Source organism: Acetobacter indonesiensis, assembly GCF_000963945.1.
GTDB classification, from domain to species: Bacteria; Pseudomonadota; Alphaproteobacteria; order Acetobacterales; family Acetobacteraceae; genus Acetobacter; species Acetobacter indonesiensis.
Genome location: NZ_BAMW01000008.1, coordinates 1 through 18,015 on the forward strand (window position 1 = coordinate 1; position 18,015 = coordinate 18,015).

The 18,015-nt window shown below is 56.5% G+C and carries 15 protein-coding genes; 2 read left to right on the forward strand and 13 right to left on the reverse strand.

Features of this window, described 5'->3' with window-relative positions; all coding sequences use genetic code 11:
• Positions 1–186 precede the first annotated feature (186 nt).
• A complete protein-coding gene (locus tag Abin_RS03800; protein ID WP_048845046.1) occupies positions 187–1,344 on the forward strand; it encodes a site-specific integrase in 1,158 nt (385 codons plus the stop codon).
• A gap of 218 nt (positions 1,345–1,562) precedes the next feature.
• Here the strand turns inward: Abin_RS03800 and Abin_RS03805 are convergent, their stop codons facing one another.
• The 3 genes from Abin_RS03805 to Abin_RS03815 all read right to left on the reverse strand — a co-directional run bounded on the left by Abin_RS03805 (position 1,563) and on the right by Abin_RS03815 (position 7,062).
• Complete coding sequence (locus tag Abin_RS03805) at positions 1,563–3,707, reverse strand: DEAD/DEAH box helicase (RefSeq protein ID WP_048845047.1); 2,145 nt, start codon at positions 3,705–3,707, stop codon at positions 1,563–1,565.
• Positions 3,704–5,338, reverse strand: coding sequence for a HamA C-terminal domain-containing protein (locus Abin_RS03810; protein ID WP_048845048.1), 1,635 nt, complete (start codon positions 5,336–5,338; stop codon positions 3,704–3,706). Before Abin_RS03810 ends, Abin_RS03805 begins: the two co-directional genes overlap by 4 nt.
• Positions 5,339–6,123: 785 nt before the next feature.
• Complete coding sequence (locus tag Abin_RS03815) at positions 6,124–7,062, reverse strand: hypothetical protein (protein WP_146867721.1); 939 nt, start codon at positions 7,060–7,062, stop codon at positions 6,124–6,126.
• 634 nt (positions 7,063–7,696) lie between these two features.
• Here Abin_RS03815 and Abin_RS03820 point away from each other — a divergent pair.
• Positions 7,697–8,662 (forward strand): LysR family transcriptional regulator, encoded by a 966-nt coding sequence (locus Abin_RS03820; protein WP_048845050.1) that lies wholly within the window; start codon positions 7,697–7,699, stop codon positions 8,660–8,662.
• Here Abin_RS03820 and Abin_RS03825 read toward each other — a convergent pair.
• Genes Abin_RS03825 through trbB form a run of 10 tightly spaced genes read right to left on the reverse strand, consistent with a single transcriptional unit; the run spans position 8,571 to position 17,969 of the window.
• On the reverse strand, positions 8,571–8,843 hold the full coding sequence (locus tag Abin_RS03825; protein WP_084593445.1) for a DUF2274 domain-containing protein: 273 nt from the start codon (positions 8,841–8,843) through the stop codon (positions 8,571–8,573). The two genes, Abin_RS03820 and Abin_RS03825, sit on opposite strands and share 92 nt — an antisense overlap.
• Complete coding sequence (locus tag Abin_RS03830) at positions 8,840–10,000, reverse strand: TrbI/VirB10 family protein (protein WP_174766871.1); 1,161 nt, start codon at positions 9,998–10,000, stop codon at positions 8,840–8,842. The genes Abin_RS03825 and Abin_RS03830 overlap by 4 nt, the downstream gene beginning before the upstream one ends.
• A 44-nt stretch (positions 10,001–10,044) precedes the next feature.
• Positions 10,045–11,046 carry a P-type conjugative transfer protein TrbG gene (gene trbG / locus Abin_RS03835; RefSeq protein ID WP_048845052.1) on the reverse strand — a complete coding sequence of 334 codons (1,002 nt, stop codon included), beginning with the start codon at positions 11,044–11,046 and terminating at the stop codon, positions 10,045–10,047.
• The gene (trbF, locus tag Abin_RS03840) at positions 11,043–11,726 is read right to left on the reverse strand and encodes a conjugal transfer protein TrbF (protein WP_048845053.1); all 684 of its coding nucleotides are present in this window, start codon (positions 11,724–11,726) and stop codon (positions 11,043–11,045) included. Before trbF ends, trbG begins: the two co-directional genes overlap by 4 nt.
• Positions 11,727–11,731: 5 nt before the next feature.
• Positions 11,732–13,177, reverse strand: a complete 1,446-nt coding sequence (gene trbL, locus Abin_RS03845; RefSeq protein ID WP_048845054.1) for a P-type conjugative transfer protein TrbL — start codon at positions 13,175–13,177, stop codon at positions 11,732–11,734.
• A gap of 5 nt (positions 13,178–13,182) precedes the next feature.
• Positions 13,183–13,944, reverse strand: a complete 762-nt coding sequence (gene trbJ / locus Abin_RS03850) for a P-type conjugative transfer protein TrbJ (protein ID WP_048845055.1) — start codon at positions 13,942–13,944, stop codon at positions 13,183–13,185.
• Entirely contained in the window at positions 13,941–16,373 is a 2,433-nt protein-coding gene (gene trbE, locus Abin_RS03855) for a conjugal transfer protein TrbE (RefSeq protein WP_048845056.1), read from the reverse strand. The genes trbJ and trbE overlap by 4 nt, the downstream gene beginning before the upstream one ends.
• 11 nt (positions 16,374–16,384) lie before the next feature.
• Positions 16,385–16,660: a VirB3 family type IV secretion system protein gene (locus tag Abin_RS03860; protein WP_048845057.1), complete on the reverse strand. Its 276-nt coding sequence runs from the start codon at positions 16,658–16,660 to the stop codon at positions 16,385–16,387.
• Positions 16,660–17,016 (reverse strand): TrbC/VirB2 family protein, encoded by a 357-nt coding sequence (locus Abin_RS03865; RefSeq protein ID WP_255319413.1) that lies wholly within the window; start codon positions 17,014–17,016, stop codon positions 16,660–16,662. Before Abin_RS03865 ends, Abin_RS03860 begins: the two co-directional genes overlap by 1 nt.
• Entirely contained in the window at positions 17,013–17,969 is a 957-nt protein-coding gene (gene trbB / locus Abin_RS03870; RefSeq protein ID WP_048845071.1) for a P-type conjugative transfer ATPase TrbB, read from the reverse strand. The genes Abin_RS03865 and trbB overlap by 4 nt, the downstream gene beginning before the upstream one ends.
• Positions 17,970–18,015 lie beyond the last annotated feature (46 nt).

The following is an 18,015-nucleotide window of genomic DNA, read 5'->3' on the forward strand; positions in this document are numbered from 1 at the left end:
CCAGAATAGAAATATTCAGCAAGGCGGCAGTCGCCGGGTGCTTACGCCGACAGAACTACGCCTAACCACGAACAACCCCTTATTTTCCTTGAAAAACTATGCCATCAGGCTACGCAGTTCTTGTACCGGCGACGCCCGGTTTCGCATTCATCTGTTTCCTATGTGTTTCCTGTGATGGGGGCAAGTATGGCGAAGCTCAGCAAAAAAATTGTCACCGCTGCCGAACCGGCAGAGAAGGATTATTTCCTCTGGGATGACAACATTCCGGCCTTCGCATTACGGGTGTGGCCGTCCGGCCGAAAGGTGTACGTCATTCATTATCGCTCCGGCGGCCGGATGCGCCGTTACACAATCGGGCAACATGGAAGCCCTTGGACGGCAGATCTTGCGCGTGATGAGGCCATCAAAGTTCTTGCACGTGTGCATAGCGGCGAGAATCCCTCGGATGCTCGCGTAGAAGAACGCAAAGCGATGACCGTCAGGGAATTCAGCAATCGTTTCCTCAACGAATATGTGGATGTCCACCTTAAGCCAACGACCCAAAGCGAGTATAAGAGGGCTGTGGATCTGTTCATCATTCCCAAATTCGGAACATGGCGGATGGCAGATATATCGCGGGCGGACGTCTCCGAATTCCATGGCGATATGCGACAGCTCCCTTATCAGGCCAATCGCACGCTCGGGGTGCTGTCCAAAATGTTCAGCCTGGCAGACCTCTGGGGTATTCGGACTGACGGTCTCAACCCATGCCGCAGCGTTCAGCGCTATAAGGAAGAGAAGCGCGAGCGCTATCTGACCCAGGAAGAATATGCGCGCCTCGGCGCCACACTCGATAAAACAGAGGATATGCCGGAGGCCGTCTGGGCGATCCGTCTGCTCGTCCTGACAGGTTGCCGACTACGCGAAATCCAGACTTTGCAATGGACCCATATTTTCTTCGACCAATCCGAATTGAGGCTCCCCGACAGTAAAACGGGAGCCAAAATCGTCCAGATCGGACAGGCAGCGATAAACGTCATCAAATCCATCCCCCGGTTGGAGGACAACTCCTATGTCATTACCGGACGGAAAAAAGGTGGCTATCTGACTGACCTGCAAAAACCCTGGCGCCGCATTCGCAAAGCCGCCGGTCTGGACGACGTCAGGATTCATGATCTGCGCCATTCATTCGCTTCTGACGCACTGGAAATGGGTGCTGACCTGACGATGATCGGCCGAATGCTGGGACACAGCGATATCAAGACGACGGCTCGTTACGCTCACCTGAAGCGAGAGAACGTGAGACTCTCAACCAATCTTGTGTCCAACAAGATCTCCGCAGCGCTTTCGGGACGTGGAAAATGACAGATATCGACTCAGTGCAGCCTACGCGCCACGAATACTTCGTTGCAGAACTTATAAATTAAATAAACACTCCAACTGATTTGCGCCTATACGAGCGGGAAAATCGCGAGTTCTGTGTCCAGAAATCTATCGTCTATTCATTGCATCTGGACGCCGTACTCTATTTGAATTTCACGAAAAATCAGAGGATCATCTCACTATTAGCCCAGAGCACGCATTCAGTCTCTACGAGCCAGAGACCTCTGTAATTCGTGAAGCAGGTCTTGTTCAAACGGATGCAGTTTTTCTTGTTCCAAATCAATGGAAGCAATTAGATCGAGTGCTTTATTGAGACTGTCCATTCCAGGGTATCGGCTACCCAAACGATATGCCGTTTGCGGGGGTACCCCATATTCATCCAACGCAAAAAGGCCACTCTCAAGAAAAAGGTTCTCCGTCCGCGCCGTGTAAAATGAATAGTCTGCAGCAACATCGAAACCAAGGGCCAGCGCAACATCCTTATAAATGGTATTGATAGCACTCAGTTGACGGGGGAAGGTGTGAACTACGTAGGATCTCATGAAGCGTAGGGTTAACTCAACCGCGTCGCTCACACTCTGATCATCACGTCGTCGTGCGACGCGGTCAGCGATGAAACTCCTTAAAGTCGCACTGGACAAGTTGAAGAGACGTGCAGACAGTTGTTCCCCACCAAAAATTTGATAGGCCTTCAGCGAGCGGCCTTCATCTATATATTCATAGATAAGCTCACAGGCTGCCGTGAGTTCTCGTGCGCTTGGCATTCCACGCCAATTAAGAATCTTAAGATACACAAGATCTGACCGAATACGGTCAGCAATCTGACGTTGGGCATCAATAGATATGTATCTATTTGCACGAAGTGTTGCGAGTGACAGAGTCGATGTTCGCAGCGCATCTTCGATCCGAGAAAAAGACAGATCACTCAGATCACTATCGGGAAGATCTAGCAGCAGCGACATAGGGGTATTCGTGTCTTGATCCTCAATTGGAAGAATGACAGCTTTTTGTTCATCCTCGATTGGCGATTCTAGAACGTAAACCTTGCCAATGAACCACTGTCCCATTCGCCCGGCACGTCCAGCAATATTGCGGAATGTAAATGAATCGAGGGTGGTCGTATTAAGACGTCGATCATAGACAATGACGTTCTCCGCTACCGTATTTACACCTTCGATAATCGTTGATGTGCACACAAGAAAGCGTATGCTTCCCTCTTCGAAGCAGCGAACCATGTAGTGCTGCAGAGCTCGTGGAACATTGCCATGATGAATTCCTATTCCGCGCTGTAATGCTTCGATGACTATCCATTCTTCAGGAAACTCCTGGAGTAGCCAATCAACGGCGATTTCTGTCTCCGAGACATGAGAGAAATACTCAGATTTGATCAAAATCCGAGCTACCTCGCCACACTTTGGAGGAGACTGGCAATAGATTAGCGTTGGAGTTTTCAAGTCCCGCACGAGTTCTAGCAGCCTCGTCTCTCGATCATCTGAGGTCTGACTAAGATTGAAATATTCGATGTCTAGCGCTACAGTAGAAAATGTTGAGGGTAGGAACACGTGTTGATAACGGCTAGCAATCCCTCGAACCTCGCTAATATGCGGACCAATCAGATAAAATTGAGCGCCCGACGATGCCAATCGATGGAAGGCTAAATTAAGGTCAACGGCGCGATTATCTGGTCGATCCAAATCAAGTTTGTAGAATTCATCTACAACAAAAAAATCAACATTTTCGAGATCTTTTCGAGATAGAACGCGTTCTTGTGTGAGTACATAAATAGTAGGTAAAGAACCATCTGATTCTTGGGTTGGGTGAGTAATTATTGAATGAGTGTTACCAAATATTCTTGATATACGGCGGCGCGTTTCGTCTATAAGGGCTATCGTTGGGACGATCACCACTATCTTCCTAAATCTTCCGGATGCGATAATTGCGTCGACTATGACGCTTTTACCCACGCTTGTTGTCGCGCTCAGGATGACATTCTTTTTATTCATTATAAGACGAAAGACTTGAAGCTGGAGAGAGTGAAACACCCGATCCCCGTCTAGGTTTGGTATAGTATGAGCTTCTCGAAACAGTGCATCTTCCAGCGTTCGTGGCGGTCCGGCATAAGGCAGCAGACCAGTTGTCATCAGGAGACCATCAATCAGATCATATAGGTGTTCGGGAAGCTGAGGTTTCTTGGCTAACAGCCGGATTAGGAAGTCACGCCCCAAATCATGTGTCGCAAAATCATTTACCCACGATGCAATCGTTGCGACAGCGATTTCCGCATTTGTCGAGGTAATTTCATCCTTGGCAAGGATGCTGCGAAGATCATCTTCGAGAAAAATCATGACTTCCCCCTTAGATGCTTGCCAAATTCAGCTATTAGTCCAGCAGGATTCTCAACCGGTATAAGGAAAATGTGGATCTGGATGTTAACCAACGCTGGTGTCATTCTCGACTTTATACTTTCATATTCAGTGACAACTTCCTTCCGTAAATCGACGAGGTAGTCCTCACAGAAGCCAGATTGAATTACATTGCTGTCGTAAGCCATCAGAATTGGAAAATGTAGGCAACGACGCAACTCTTCCACTTTTCCACGTGCTGAAAGCACGGTGTCTAGAGATGTCGCTCTCATGTGCCGCGGCTCCCGCAGTGTCATAATGAGGCTGCGTTCCTCTTTGAGGAATTCGCTAGAGATAGCTGCTTCAAGTTCAGCGATGACCGCCTTCAGAATTGCGCCGTGAGAGGCCGCGGTCGTGATTCGAGACCTTCCGATCCACAACTGATCGCCAGCATCCTCAGGAACAATATGCGCACTAGTTATCGACCGATTTGGACCCGTGCCAGCATATATCTTGCAGGCTACCGGTTCACTGTCGAAATAGTGTCTCAGAACAGCATGAAGCATGAGTTCAGCAAAGAGCTCCTCATCACTGATGGCCCTACTTTGCTCAATTCGTGCAACCGCCCGGCGGGTTAGGTCTCGCGCATGTAGGATATCAAACTCTGACAAAACGTTGGCTGGTAGGGATATCTCCGGCAGCCACCGTAGCAGGTACTCAATCAGCTCAGACTTCCGCCATTGCCCCTCATCGAACTCGACATCATACGCGCGAAGAGAGCGACAAATTGTAGCATCGTTGATGTGATGAAGGTCTGAGAAAAATGCCTCAGTTGACACTCGGTAAACGCGGAGGCCTGCTCTATTGAGCTGCCTGATTACATCAACCTTTCCTTTCCACCATGCAAGAGCTTCACCTCGATCTATGGCCTTAGCATCGGGGTCAGACACGCGTGATGCATCACCAGCAGTCTGAACCAACGTCATTAGCTGATGATAGATTTCGCACGCCACCGAATGTGAAGGAATCTCGCCCGCCCTTTCCGCAAGCTGTAGGATCCGATTAATGTTACTGTTCTGCGTGGCAATTTCACTGCCCGCTACGACCCAATATAAATTCTCTGCCCAGTCCTTGGTGGTCCGACCACAGGCTGATTTTATCGTTTTCCACTTGTTACCAATGCTTTTAATCGCCGCATCAAGCTTGGTTTTAACTAGCCTACGCTTGTCGCGGTGATTAAGAAATGGTCGCAGAGAAGTCCCGACATCTCGTTTTGTGACAAATCGAAATAGAGCTGGGCCAGTATTAATATCTAATTTGAGAGACTTCTCTATAAGAGAGGATCCAGACCGACTGTCAACTCGATCTGTTATCTCTTTAATTGACCACTTCGTGTTGCTTTCGGTAGTCTTGACCTGAACGTATTCATTAACCACTTCGCTATCAGCGCGCCAACGAAGCGTAATGTCGTCCGCTGTTTCAAACTCGACTTGGACCAGTGAACCATCGAACAGCATGTCGATTACATAACCGGCCCCGACGTGATCTTGATAACGAAAACCCACCCGCCCTGCGACACCACCGGCATCAGAGGCCGCATTAGGATCGATCAGTGGTTCCAGTTTTTGAGACACTAGCTTGCCGCTCTAAAATTTCGCGCTACTTCGTCATCATTGAGAGGCGGCGCTGAATAGCGCCCGCTTCCGAAGTCAAACAACGGCCCTCCGAAATCACTGGAACGCGATGAACAATAAGACATATTCGGTTTCAGAAAATCTGCTGGTAGAGGAAAATGTTCTTCCCATCGCCTCGACTTCATCTCCTGTCCGGTCAAAGAGTTGGGTCCGGCGTTCTCAAGGCATTCATTAAATATGACCCAACTCGGATAAATCCCAGTTGGGTCACCCCACCAATGGATAAGGTTTCGAATAAAGTCTGTCATCAGTCCAGAAGCTAAAATTACATTCGCTTCTGAGCCTGATTGTAACAGCGTCTAACGTCAATGCAGATAATCGTAAATTTCTATATGGCATGACATCCCCGACTGCAGCTCACTGAGCCTAAGTCATTGAAGTAAAAAAAAACCATAAAGATATCCGTCAATTTACGCATAGCAACGGCCTAGCTAATGCGGGGATCGAACTAGGCCTTTGTGACCTTTCTAGGAGCGGGCAAAGGATTGCCCCACTACTTTTATGCAAGAGAAAGTTGCCAACAAGTTTATATTGAACAGATATTTTCAATAAAAACCTCTATTATTATACAGAATTTAAATTAATAAGTCCGCGCATCCATGATAAAGAGGTCTCATTATTTATGGCGACGCACGTTCTCACCCTCAGGCCAGACATGGAGCGTGACGACTGCCATTGCCAATAACGGACATGACTGATTCAAGATCCAGTTCACGATTCCACCCTCAGACGAGCACCGTCTGCATGATATCGTTCGCGCCTTTTATTTCCGCCATCATCGCTATGGAAGGAGGGCTGTTCGCGCTCAAGTGGATGACCATCGCCACCTTTAGGGGCATTACCACCGCGTTCCCAGTATCGGGATTTCTGGCGACCGTCGGGATGAACGCGACGCACAGAATAGAGCTTGTCGCCTTCTTACCCGCAAAGACATCATCGATCGTCTGCTGCCCATTGTCTGTCACGATGTCGGAGATCATCTTCCTCAGCATTCTTATCGTGTGGACGGCAGGCTGCCGCCAGTCCGCGAAGAAACCATTCTCCGGCCAGAGACCTGCGTCAAGTAGCCGGGGGGTGAGGTTAAAAGCTACGATGCCCTCGGGCGCGGGGCATCGTTCGATCTGGTCGACACCCTTAACGATGTGATCAAGCAGGCTCTGCGTATGCGGCGAGCGTACCGTCTTAAAGGCATAAGCACGGGCGGGCTCCCCACTGCCGTCCAATGCGATCACGTCGGGGTTGTCGCCATTCGAACTCTTGGGGTGATCGAGTTGCACTCTAGTGCCCATAGCCATCAGCAATGTGGCCCAGTAAACCTCCACGAGTTTGTTATAGGCGTCCGCATCTGCGGGCTGTTCCTGCGTCAGGTGGACTGCGCCCTGCGCGAGCAACTGTAAGTGGGGAATGAGTGTCGAAAAGCCTGGGTGGTCCTTCACCCTCAGCACCTTCGCAGCGAGGTCGTGGACTGCCAGCCCAGCGGTATACTCGCAGCGCATGTCATCGGGTGTGCCTTCAAACCCTGCACTGACGGTTTTCAGTATGCTCCAGAGAGGAAGCATGTCTGCGCTGGTCTGGGAGTGCCTGGGAATGCTGACATCGTACGTCTCAAGCAGTTTCTCGAACCGATCGACGAGATCCGATGCGCCCGCGATCTGAACCTGCACTCCCTGTTTCCTCCCCCTCCAGCGCCGCCAGCACTGCCGAAATCGTGTGCTCGCCGAGCGTACGCAGCGGACGATCGCTTCGGCCAGTGCCCTCATGTTTCTGAGCGCTGCCGTTACTAGACGGGATTTGTCAAACTGATGTGCCATTGATAACGGGTAACAGACAGACGCCGTATGATAAAGCGTCTCTTGTAGTGATGGCAGTCCACGACTGGCCCATCACGCCAAGCACATGCCCCGCCAGTAATCTCAGCGCTCACGCCAGCAAGTTTGCTAAAAATCGGGCGACATGCTTGATAGTTAGCTTTCTGTCATCCCTTCCAGATAACTGACTATCCGCTTTCCCCCGATTTTGTTGAAAAGTCAGCTTCAAGAGTTCAATGGCGGATTTGCGCGTTATCCGAAACAAAAATTCTTACGATTACAATGCTCTGTAAATTCCATAATCACAATGAAGCACCAAACAAAGGGCCGACCGAGACTTCTTCTGCTAAAAATGACTTGTTTCATGAGGCAAAACCTAAACTCTCACATCGTGAGAAAAGTTGACTGAAATTTGCTCTCAAAATTGTGCAGAAGCCATATAGGTTTGTAACGCTGTATTTCTGGAACCCGACCCTGCTAACCTCGGGTAATGACGATAGAAACCCGGCACCTGCGATATGCCATTGCAGCCCTTGAACAAGGGAGCATCAGAAAAGCCGCCCTGAAGTTGGGCGTACGGCAGATGACGGTTGTGCGGCACATCGAAGCGCTTGAGAACCATGTCGGCTATTCCCTGTTTACAAGGAGACGAGACGGCGTTCACCCCACTGATGATGGCACCACTTTCATGCAGGCCGCGCGACGTATCCTACAGGACATGGAGAGTCTGACTGCCCATACGCGCTCCAGCCGTCATAAGAGAGGTGAGCGCATTGCGATTGGATTTTATACCTCCGTTTCGACCGGTAATCTGCGCGCCACCCTGACCGAATTCCGCAATCGTTACCCGGACCTCCAGTGGCGGCTCGTTGGGGGCACCCGGCGTGAACTTCTGGCGGCACTTGAACGGGGTCATATTGACATTGCCATCGTGACAGCCGGTGAATTGAACTGGCCGGAAGGGTCTCTTCCGCTGTGGCCAGAGCGATGCATTGCCGTCTTACCCGCGAAACACCCTCTTGCTGGCGAAGCGGTGCTCGAATGGATGATGCTGAAAAAGGAGCGTTTTCTGGTCAGCAGTCTGGATCCAGGTCAGGAACTGACACGGATCATTCGTGTATGTCTGGGCCGCAGCAGTCATCATCCCACCCTGATCGAGCATGATATCCCGTTGGCGTCTCTGCGGCCTTTTGTCAGTGAGGACCGAGGGATCATGATCGATTGTGAAAGCAGTACAGGCGAAACATTGCCCGGGATCGTCTACCGCGAGTTACGCTTCGAAAACGGACCGAGCGAGGTGCGCTTTGCTGCCTGCTGGTTGCGTAGCAACCCAAGCCGCCCCCTCTCCGCCTTCCTCTCCCTGCTCAGGGAGCGCTACCCGGACCTGATCCCGCGGACTTCATCCGAGCCACCCGCGAATGGCGCTGTTTCTGGAACGCCCGATCCGTCTCCATAAAACGTCCAACCATGAGCGGCACCAGTCTGGCTGCGTCAGTTATGGCGTCTGTGGACTGGCCGGCACTACCCAAAACCAGTTCGACATAGAGCAGCAGATCCTGATGGATCTCCGCCGGCAATTCGATCATCAGCTTCACGGGCCGACTGTCTGGGATGGCATTGATACGGAGTTTGGTCATGGGGATGCTCCTTCATGCTGATGCCTGGGTTTGAGGACAAGATCGCGATTGACGATCAGGGTGAACGGCAGGCCAGGCCGGTCAGTCAACGTGGGCTGCACGTCCATGCTGCGGTCGATCAGACGGTTCCCCACCATGGAGAACCCGTTGCTGGCCCCGCTGCGGATCGCCTGAAACAGGTTATTCTCACCCCAAGATGTGCCGGCTTCCGAGCCGACGCTGAGCAGGGTTGTGACCAAAGCGGCCTTAAAAAGCTGACCCCAGTGCTGGTCTACCTGATCCTTCAGGCCGGTCTGGCCGATCGCATCCGCGCCAGGCATCCTGTCGAGCACGATGCTGTCACCATCTGGCCGGATAAGCCGGGTCCAGATGACCTGTGTGCGCTGCTGCCCGAACGAGATGCTGCTGTTGTAACTCCCGAACAGCGTGCTGCCCTGCGGAACCAGCAGATAACGGCCGGTCGGGCTGTCATAGACATTCTGCGTCACATGCCCAATGAGCTGGCCCGGCAGATCGGAACTGACTTTGGTGTTCAGCGCGCCCGCAATCACTGTCCCGGCCTGAATCACATAGGGAGAAGCCAGTGGCGTCAAACGATCAGGGCTGACCGTGACGCGCTCAGGTTGTCCCGCCAGGAAGGCACGATTGGCAGCCTGACGGTCATTTGCGCCAGATTGTGCAGCCGTTGCGTTACCCCCGGTTGCCGGCGCGACAATGGGGAGTTCATTGTCCTGCCTCCCGCCATCACGTGTCTGCACGAACAGCTTGCTGGCTATAGCAGCCGCGACTTCCTGTTCGGCACGGTGATCGCCCATGCTGGAGACAGGACCAGCGCGCCCCTCCTGCTGCGCTTTCAGGATCGGTTTACCCAGATCACCAGGCAAGGGCGGCCCCAGCTTCGGCACGCCCGTATAATCCTTGGGCAAAGCATCCAACCCGTCGGCCGAGGGACGCGCATCAGACTCCTGAACGGCTGCCCCTGCCCCCTGGCGACCGGAATTCTGGAGCGCATAACCGAGTGCGAGACCAATTCCGATCATCGCGGTGCCGGCCAGCCCCCAGACGACATAGCGCGATAGCCGGACGACCTTTGGCCGTTCCGCCCGCAGACGGAGGTCTGGCGTTGATGGCGGAACCGCAGGGCGCTCACTTTCCATTCCACCTGCCCCTTCTGCATCGCGACCCGGATCCTGCTCGCCCGTCATGAGCGCCGTCCATCGGTACGGACAATCCGCACGCGCTGTTCAGACTGTTTGTCGCCCAGCCGAAGTTCGGCAGCCGAGAAGAGCCGGTCCACGATCATCCAGTTCTGGCGCACCCGGTAATTGACCAGTTCCGGCCCGCCATCAGCCCCCAGCACGAACAATGGGGGTAGCTCGCCCTGCCCGATCCCCGATGGGAAAGCGATATAAACCTTATGCCCATCATCGAAGGCCCGGCTGGGAAGCCAGGGCGGCGTGCCGCCTTTGACCGGCTGGATGGCGTAACGGAAATTCAGGGCGTTCAGATCCAGCCCCGCATCCACTGGCGCTGCGTCCTCTGCCGCACTATCCTGTCGATGCAGGGCGATCAGGTCATCCTCGGGATAATCCCACGACACTGACGCCATGTAGGTCCCGGGGGTGGAACGCAGTTCCGCCAGATAGGTCCGCCGATCGGTATTGACGATCAGGTTAGTGGTCAGATCCGGCCGTGTTGGCTTCACCAGAATATGGATACGTTTGGTCGCTCCTGCCCCGCTCTCGGTATCGCCGATGACCCAGCGCACCGTATCCCCAGCGGCAACCGGCCCGGTGCCGACCAGCTTTTCGCCCTGCTGGAGCATGATGTCGGTGATTTCTCCCGGCGAGGTGTAGACCTGATAGAGTGCGCCAGGACTGTAGGGATAGACCTGCACCGCGTTGATGAACCCGGCCCGAGTAGGCTGGATGCGCGCTGCCAGATTGGCCTGCGTGACCCGCGCGGTCGGGTCGGCGACTTCAGGGGCCGGATGGGCCATGCGTCGGGATGGCAGTGGCTTGAGCTGGCCCGGCAGGGGAAGAGGTTTCGGGACTTCAACCACCTGAACCGGTTTGGGCGGCTCCGGCAGACGCATCGCCTGCACGGCATCGTCATAGCGGATGACCGGTGGATGGTATTGTTGCGCGCATCCGGCCAGAGGCAGAATCAGCAGTGGCAGAAAACGAAGAGCACGACAGATCATTGGCCCAGCTCCTTCGACCAGTTGATGGCGGAGACGTAGATCCCCAGAGGATTTTTCCGGAGATGGTCTGCGTCGCGCGGCGCGTTGAGCCTGGTCGCGACAATGGCGGTCCATCGCTCTGTGCCGACGAAAGCCCCATCGCGATAATGCCGCTCGACCCACGCGACCCTGAAACTCGTGGGCGACGCACGGATAACCGATGAGACATCCAGCTCAATCTGCTCATGCCCGACGCGGGCAAAGGGGTCATTCAGGCGCGCATAGTCATTGAGGGCGACGGCACCCGACGTGGTGGTGAAATCATATGCACGCAGCCAGTTCTGCCGCACCACCACGGGATCTGAGGACAGGCTGCGGACATCCTCGATGAAGCGGGCCAGATACCAGGCGATCTGTGGATCGGTGGGCCTATAGGACGATGTTGCGGGGGCGATAACCTGCGCCTCACCCAGATGGTCCACCTGCACGACCCACGGCGTGACGGTGCCGCGCGCGGACTGCCAGACCAGCCCCGCGCCAAGTCCAGCGGACAGGAACAGCGATCCGAACGCGATCAGCCGCCAGTTACGTGCCTGAACGCGGGCGGAGCCAATACGCTCGTCCCAGATTTGCGCCGCTTTCTGATAAGGTGTGACCGGCTCGGGTGTTGCCCCGTAGCGCGTGGTGGAGCGAAGGAACATCGTCCTCATTCCTTTTCTGACAGATCAATGGACGCCGACCCGCCTCCACCATCGGCGGCGCGGATGACATGGGCCGCCTCGGCGGCATGGGTGGCGGCGTTGCGCCGCTTCATGTTGCGCGCCCAGCGCGGCGGCTCACCGGCAGTGCGACTGGAGCCACCCCCGTCTTCTACACCACCATCACCACCTCCGGACGGACCGCTGCCTGCCGGGCCACCACCGGCCAGAGAACCTCCTCCTGAGGGACCATCCCCGGATGGCGGAGATCCACCGCCTTCAGCACCGTTCGTGCCACCTCCCATGCCGCGCGCAGCCCATTGGCCACCAGCGGAATAGCGCTCCTTGAGGGAGGAGGCGGCTGACGCGGCTTTGCCTTTCACGGCGTTGACTGCCGCACCACCTGCAGCACGACCAACACTCCCGGCAGCAGCAGCCATTCCGGCTGCCCCCGTCTGTCCCGCAGCGCCGACCGAATATGCTGTCGTAGCAGCACCCGCGATTGCTGCTCCTCCGCGGGCGGCGGCAGCGGTCGCCCCCACAGCCGCGGCGCCACCGGAGGCAACGGCTCCTACACCAGCCACCGCCGCAGCCCCCATGGCACCAACCGCCATGCCAGTGCCGACCGCAGCCCCTGCTCCAAGCTGGGGAGCGCCGGAGATCAGACCGTTGGCGATGCTGCCGCCAAAAATCGACAGACCGACAATTGCCAGCGAGGCCAGCACCACCGATACCGCTTGCCCGATCGTTGGCACATCGCTGCCATAGGATGTCGCAAATTGTCCGAACAGAACGGAGGCGATGGCGGAGATCACCGCCAGCACCATGATCTTCACGCCCGATGAGACGACATTGCCCAGCACCTTCTCGGCCAGAAAAGCGGTGCGATTGAACAGGGCGAAAGGGATCAGCACGAAGCCTGCCAGCGTCGTCAGCTTGAACTCGATCAGCGCTACGAAGAGCTGCACAGCGAGGATAAAGAACGCCGCCAGCACGATAAGCCAGGACAGGCAGAGCACGAATATCTGGATGAAGTTCGTAAAGAAGGCGACTGGGCCCAGCAGAGTGTGGGCAGAGTCCAACAAGGGGCGGGCGGCATCAAAGCCGGTGGACGCGAGGCGGCCGGGACGGAGGAAATCCGCAAGAGCCAGCGTGCCACCCCCTCCCCTCAGACCAAGCTGGGCAAAACTGTCGAACACCAGCTTTGACAGATGGTCGAAATTGTTGATCACGAAGGCAAAGAAGCCAATATACAGCGTCTTCTTGACCAGACGCTGGATGATGTCCTCATCCGCAGCCCAGGCCCAGAATAGCCCGGCCAGAGCGATATCCAGCACGGACAACGTTCCGGCCAGTGAGATCACATTCCCTTTCACCAGACCGAACCCGGTATCGATGGTGGTGGTGAAAGTATTGAGGAAGGTGTCGATCACCCCGACATCATTGGTGGCCATGGCTGTCAGTTCCCGCTGCTGCCGAACATCGACACCGCGCCGCGCACGTAAGTGTCATGCTGGGAGAAGTGCTGGTATTGCGCCTCGCTTTCGGCTTCCGTCGCGGCCTCGCGCGCCTGTTGCAGGGCGGTCGCCCGACCATTCGCCGCGAGTTCGGCCTGAATGTCGGATAACTGACGGGATTGCAGAGCCATAAGCTGGTTTCCGGCCTGCGCGGCCTGCAATGCCCCGGTGGAGGTCTGGCTGGAGGACACGAGTTGGCTCATGGCCGAACTATCGTTCGGAATATTGCCCACCACCCGCGCCTGCAGCTTCAGGGCATCCTCGAACCCGCCGACTGAATTGTGCCAGCGTGTCTGCGCCTGAGAAAACAGGGCGCTGTCGGACATGCCGGACGATACGGACGTGTACGCCTGCTGATACTGCTGCTCGACGGACTGGACGCTGTAGGCGACGTTCTGCGCCTGCGCGAGCAGCGCCGTAGTCTGGGAAATCGTCGATTGCAGCGTCGACAATGTCGAAAGCGGCAGGCTCGCCAGATTACGCCCCTGATTGACCAGCATCTGAGCCTGGTTGGCCAACGACGTGATCTGGTTGTCAATCTGCTGGAGCGTGCGGGCCGCGATCAGTACGTTCTCGACATGATTCGCGCCATCATACACGGCCCACTGGGCGTGAGCCGGTGGCACCGGTATCGCCCAGACACCCACGGCGACAGCAATTGGGAGAACTGCATTACCCCTGTGGCGACAGAGCCTACCCATCATGACAAGCCTCCGCCCCGCAAGAGGTCTGCCGCCCACTTCACGTTACGCGCCTCAAACCACGCAGGGAGGAAACCCTCCCGGCTGTGCTCCGCGAGCACGGCATCAATCAAACGATGATCGTCCTTGCCGGATGCCGCGCACAACGCCAGCGCCACTGGACCGAGGCCGAGTTCAAACAGGCGGTTGCCACGCTGGGTCTGGCAGTAATATTCCCGCTTCGACGCCGCCCGCGCGATGATGGCGATCTGGCGGTCATTCAGACCGAAATCGCGATAGATCACCATGATCTGCGGCTCAATGGCCCGCTCGTTGGGCAGAAATATCCGTGTCGGGCAGCTTTCCACCACCGCAGGCGCTATAGGACTGTTGGCAATGTCCGACAGGGACTGCGTGGCGAAGATAACGCTGGCGTTCTTCTTACGCAGGGTTTTCAGCCACTCCCGCAACTGGCCGGCGAAGTCGCCGTCGTCCAGAACGAGCCACCCCTCGTCAATGATCAGCAGGGTCGGACGACCGTCCAGACGGCCGTCGATGCGGTGGAACAGGTAGGACAGAACGGAAGAGGCCGCTCCCGAACCGATCAATCCTTCGGTTTCAAACACCACGACGTCGGCATTACCCAACCGCTCGGTATCGGCGTCAAGCAGGCGGCCATAAGGGCCGCTGAGGCAATACGGGGCCAGCGCCTGTTTCAGGGCGTTAGACTGGAGCAAAGCCACCAGGCCGGACAATGTCCGTTCATCAACGGGTGAGGACGCCAGGGAATTCAGCGCCGACCAGAGATACGTCTTGACGTCCGGCGTCAGCGTCACCCCTTCAGCGACCAAGATCTGCCCGAGCCATTCACTGGCCCATTTGCGCTCGTCGGGATCTTCGATCCGCGCCAGCGGCTGGAGTGAGACGGCAGGGAATTCGGAATTATCATCCGTCAGGCCACCACCGAGATCATGCCAGTCACCGCCCATGCCGAGAGTTGCGGCGCGCACGGAACCGCCGAAATCGAAGGCGAAGATCTGTGCGCCCTGGTAACGCCGGAACTGGAGAGCCATCAGTGCCAGCAGCACCGACTTCCCCGCTCCTGTCGGTCCCGCGATCAGCGTGTGACCAACATCACTGGCATGAAGCGAGAACCGAAAAGGCGTAGCGCCTGCCGTCTTACCGTAAAAGAGCGGTGCGGCCTTGAAATGCACGTCCCGATCCGGTCCCGCCCACACGGCGGAGAGCGGGATCATATGCGCCAGATTCAACGTCGAGACCGGAGGCTGGCGCACATTGGCGTAGACATGTCCGGGAAGAGAACCGAGCCATGCCTCCACGGCGTTCAGGCTTTCCGTCATGCAGGTAAAGTCCCGCCCCTGGATGATCTTCTCGACCAGACGTAGTTTTTCGGCCGCGACGGACGCGGAGCCGTCCCAGACCGTCACGGTCGCGGTTATATAGGCCTGCCCCACATCGTCGGCACCGAGGGACTGCAAGGCCAGATCGGTATCGGCCGCCTTATTGGCGGCATCGTTGTCCACCAGCACCGACGCCTCGTTGGTCATCACCTCACGAACAATGGCCGCAATGCTCTTGCGCTTTGCAAACCACTGACGACGGATCTTCGTCAGCACCTTGGTAGCGTCGGTCTTGTCGAGCAGGATCGCACGGGTGGACCAGCGATAGGGCATGGCCAACCGGTTCAAGTCGTCGAGAATGCCGGGAAAGGTGCGGCTCGGAAAACCGGTAATCGTCAGGGTTTTCAGATACGCGTCACCGAGTTTCGGCTCCAGACCGCCCGACAGAGGCTGGTCCACCAGCAGGGCGTCAAGGTGCATCGGAATCTCTGGCACCCGGACCCGCTGGTTCCGCGTCGAAATGGTGCTGTGCAGGTAGGTCAGAATTTCACCGTCGTTCAGCCATGAGGCCTCAGGCATGAATCCGTCCAGCAGAGCCAGCAGCCGATCACTGCGATCAATGAAAGAATTCAGTATGCCATGCGGATCGGGACCGTCATGCTCCCTACCCTCATAGAGAAAGCGTTCGGCACGCCCAGAGGATTCCGCAGGCGGCAGCCAGACCAGGGTCAGGAAATACCGGCTCTCAAAATGCGCGCCCTCATCCTCGAACTGCTCCCGACGTTCCAGATCGACCATCTGACTGGCGGCGTCTGGGAAATCGCTTTCTGGGTAAATCGTGGCCGGGACGCGCTGCGCTTCCACGAACACCGCCCAGCCTGAACCCAATCTCCGCAAGGCATTATTGAGTCGTGCCGTCACACCCACCAGTTCAGCAGGCGTTGCACTATCGAGATCGGGACCACGTATTTTTGCGGTGCGCTGAAAACTGCCGTCCTTGTTCAGAACGACACCACCCCCGACCAGCGCCGCCCAAGGGAGAAAGTCGGACAGGAGGGAATTCCGATTGCGATATTCGCCAAGGGACATCATGGCCGATCTCCTTATGCCCGAAGCCACGCGGGGTAACGGAGATGCCGCCGCCCCACCTCAATGAAGAAAGGGTCGCGCTTCGCCCCCCAGACCGCGAGCGTGTGGCCGATGACCCAGAATGCAGCACCGATCAGCCACAGGCGCAGGCCCAGCGCGATAGCCGCTGCCAGCGTGCCATTGGCAATGGCGACAGCACGGGGCGCTCCACCCAGCAGGATCGGATCGGTCAGGGAGCGATGCATCGGGACATGGAATCCCGGCACCGTATCATCGTCATAGCCCGCCATCAGATCAGCGCCCCGCCCGAGAAGGAAAAGAAGGACAGGAAGAACGAACTGGCCGCAAAAGCTATCGACAGACCAAAGACGATCTGGATCAGGCGACGGAACCCACCTGAACTCTCGCCAAAGGCTAGGGTTAGGCCAGTCACGGTGATGATGATCACCGAGACGATCTTCGCGACCGGCCCCTGCACGGATTCCAGAATCTGATTGAGCGGCTCTTCCCATGGCATACCGGCCCCCGATGCCCAGGCCGATGAGCCGAAGAAGAGCGACAGCAGCATCGCAGTGCCGATCACACGACTATCGGGCAGGCTGCAAGCAGACCGGGCGACGGAATCGAGGCGTGAACGGGACATCATGATGTCTCTCCCTTCCCGGAGAATGGTGTTTCGGAGGATGACAGGCTGGCCGGACGGATGCGGTAAGCGCCTGTGGCGGGATCAAGACCGTCGATTTCGGCCAGCTCACTCAGACGACAGGCGGTGCCGCGCCCTGACAGCACTGCGATCACGTCGATAGTTTCGGCAATCATCGCGCGGGGCACGGTGACGACAGCTTCCTGGATCAACTGCTCCAGCCGGTAGAGGGCAGCCAGCACCGATCCGGCATGGAGTGTGCCAACCCCGCCCGGATGGCCGGTTCCCCAGGCCTTGAGCAGATCAAGGGCCTCGGGACCACGGACCTCGCCAATCGGGATACGGTCAGGGCGCAGGCGGAGTGCCGATCGCACCAGTTCGGACAGTGTGATGACACCATCCTTTGTACGCATGGCGAGCAGATTGGGCGCCGTGCATTGCAGTTCGCGCGTATCCTCGATCAGGATGACGCGATCCTCTGTTTTTGCGACCTCGGCCAGCAGCGCATTGGTCAACGTGGTCTTGCCGGTCGATGTGCCGCCGACCACGAGGATATTCCTGCGGGCCATGACAGCAGTGCGAAGCCAGTCCGCCTGCGCCTCTGTCATGATGTTGGCTGCGACATAATCCCCAAGCGTGAAGACCGCGACGGCCGGTTTTCGAATGGCGAAACTCGGTGCTGTCACGACTGGTGGCAGTAGTCCTTCGAACCGCTCCCCACCCGGCAGTTCGGCTGATACGCGGGGGGCACCAGCATGCACCTCGGCTCCCGCATGATGAGCGACCAGACGCACAATGCGTTCGGCATCGGCGGCGGAGAGAATTTCCCCCGTGTCGGTCATTCCGCCTGCCAGACGGTCAGTCCACAGCCGACCATCCGGGTTCAGCATGACCTCGATCGTGGCAGGATCGGAGAGATGCGCGGCAATGGCAGGCCCCATCGCCGTACGCAGCATGGTGGAGCTTCGCACCGTCCCGGGGGACAAAGACTGATGAACTGTC

Coding starts and splice junctions, on each gene's coding strand:
- Abin_RS03800 (WP_048845046.1), top strand. CDS start 187: ATGGCGAAGCTCAGCAAAAAAATTGTCACCGCTGCCGAACCGGCAGAG.
- Abin_RS03805 (WP_048845047.1), bottom strand. CDS start 3,707: ATGATTTTTCTCGAAGATGATCTTCGCAGCATCCTTGCCAAGGATGAA.
- Abin_RS03820 (WP_048845050.1), top strand. CDS start 7,697: ATGACGATAGAAACCCGGCACCTGCGATATGCCATTGCAGCCCTTGAA.
- Abin_RS03825 (WP_084593445.1), bottom strand. CDS start 8,843: ATGACCAAACTCCGTATCAATGCCATCCCAGACAGTCGGCCCGTGAAG.
- Abin_RS03830 (WP_174766871.1), bottom strand. CDS start 10,000: ATGGAAAGTGAGCGCCCTGCGGTTCCGCCATCAACGCCAGACCTCCGT.
- trbG (WP_048845052.1), bottom strand. CDS start 11,046: ATGATCTGTCGTGCTCTTCGTTTTCTGCCACTGCTGATTCTGCCTCTG.
- trbF (WP_048845053.1), bottom strand. CDS start 11,726: ATGTTCCTTCGCTCCACCACGCGCTACGGGGCAACACCCGAGCCGGTC.
- trbL (WP_048845054.1), bottom strand. CDS start 13,177: ATGGCCACCAATGATGTCGGGGTGATCGACACCTTCCTCAATACTTTC.
- trbJ (WP_048845055.1), bottom strand. CDS start 13,944: ATGATGGGTAGGCTCTGTCGCCACAGGGGTAATGCAGTTCTCCCAATT.
- trbE (WP_048845056.1), bottom strand. CDS start 16,373: ATGATGTCCCTTGGCGAATATCGCAATCGGAATTCCCTCCTGTCCGAC.
- Abin_RS03860 (WP_048845057.1), bottom strand. CDS start 16,660: ATGGCGGGCTATGACGATGATACGGTGCCGGGATTCCATGTCCCGATG.
- Abin_RS03865 (WP_255319413.1), bottom strand. CDS start 17,016: ATGATGTCCCGTTCACGCCTCGATTCCGTCGCCCGGTCTGCTTGCAGC.
- trbB (WP_048845071.1), bottom strand. CDS start 17,969: ATGCTGCGTACGGCGATGGGGCCTGCCATTGCCGCGCATCTCTCCGAT.